A 1,323-nucleotide genomic window follows, 5' to 3' on the forward strand; every position below is an offset into this window, starting at 1 on the left:
CGACGTCGGTTAGAATAAGCCGTTTCTGAGGTGACTTGTTGCTCTGGCAGTTCCCAGGACTTTGGTACACGAATGATGGTCATAAAGTAAGTGATATTGTTGACGGTGAGCTTTTAGCAGTCAGCCTAAACAGGCTAGTCGAGCTTATAGCTGACAAGGGTAGCTTTTCAAGTAGCGTCTTGACTGATAGCGCCAGTTAAAAGATTCAGTTATACTTGTGCCAAGTCTAATTAATAACTATAGTTAAAATTACTACCGCTTATTTTTTTTATAAGGATCTATTCGGATGCCAGATTAATCTCATGACTACTAAAATAAAAATAAATAAATAAAATAAGGTAAATAAAAAAACCAGGAGAAAGCTGATGATCCGTAAAACACTAGTTATAGTAGGAATCGGCTGGATAGTTGTGGGATTGGTACCTCTTGCCTATGCTCAGTCAGGAGCGCAGTCTAGTGAGCCAAGCGATTCAGTAACCCTGTCTGGTGATACCCTCCGCCAAGTTAATGGTCGCACGGTCTCAGATGATTATGGCACCTTTTTCCCAACATCACTAGAGCTGGAGGAAACGGAAGGCTTAGGTAACAATTTACAGCCTAAGTTCAAGGTTGGTTCAAGGGACAATGTAGACATAGTTTTTGGGGATGTCATCCAGCAGGAAGAACTTAATGTGTTTCCTCAATCCTCAACTACTCGCAATACTCAAAAAGTCCAGTTGGCAGTTCCACTAAGAGAATAAAGGTTGAGTACAGGTTTGTTCTAAGCACTGATAGCTAAACGGTTACTCAACCTCTGGTTCACCAGTTCAGTAGCCAGGCTAATTGCAGCCTTCATGCTAGTAGCGTTAGCAATGCCAAGACCAGCAATATCAAACGCTGTGCCATGATCAGGAGAAGTGCGCACAAACGGTAAACCGATGGTAGTATTGATCGCTCGGTCAAATGCCATAAGTTTGACAGGAATTAAGCCCTGGTCATGATACAGTGCCAAATAAGCATCATGAGCATCATCAGCGTACTGCTGGTGCTTGCCGTACCAAGCCTGACCAGGTTTTACCCAAAGCGTGTCAGGAGGTATTGGTCCATCTAATTGGATAGTCGGGCGTTGCTGACGCTCTTTCTCTAGCCAGGGAATCAGCCAATCTTGTTCTTCACAACCTAACTGACCCTGCTCACCACTATGAGGATTTAACCCAGAAATCGCGATTCGAGGTTTCTTGATCCCAAAATCACTAGCCAAGCAGGCGATTAGTAAGTCTAGTTTACTCCCCATCAATAATGGCGTTAAGATGTTTGGTACTTGACTTAAGGGAATATGTGTGA

Annotated in this window: 2 protein-coding genes; one reads left to right on the top strand and one right to left on the bottom strand. The window is 43.2% G+C overall.

Annotation, left to right across the window (positions count from 1 at the left end):
* Nucleotides 1–365 precede the first annotated feature (365 nt).
* On the top strand, nucleotides 366–740 hold the full coding sequence (locus F6K37_RS42820; protein ID WP_287257273.1) for a hypothetical protein: 375 nt from the start codon (nucleotides 366–368) through the stop codon (nucleotides 738–740).
* Nucleotides 741–760: 20 nt separating this feature from the next.
* Here F6K37_RS42820 and F6K37_RS42825 read toward each other — a convergent pair.
* The coding region (locus tag F6K37_RS42825) for a 4-hydroxythreonine-4-phosphate dehydrogenase PdxA (RefSeq protein WP_287257274.1) at nucleotides 761–1,323 on the bottom strand (563 nt) is incomplete at its 5' end.

The sequence above is a fragment of the Moorena sp. SIO4E2 genome, assembly GCF_010671945.1.
In the GTDB taxonomy this organism is placed as follows: domain Bacteria; phylum Cyanobacteriota; class Cyanobacteriia; order Cyanobacteriales; family Coleofasciculaceae; genus Moorena; species Moorena producens.

Coding starts and splice junctions, on each gene's coding strand:
- F6K37_RS42820 (WP_287257273.1), top strand. CDS start 366: ATGATCCGTAAAACACTAGTTATAGTAGGAATCGGCTGGATAGTTGTG.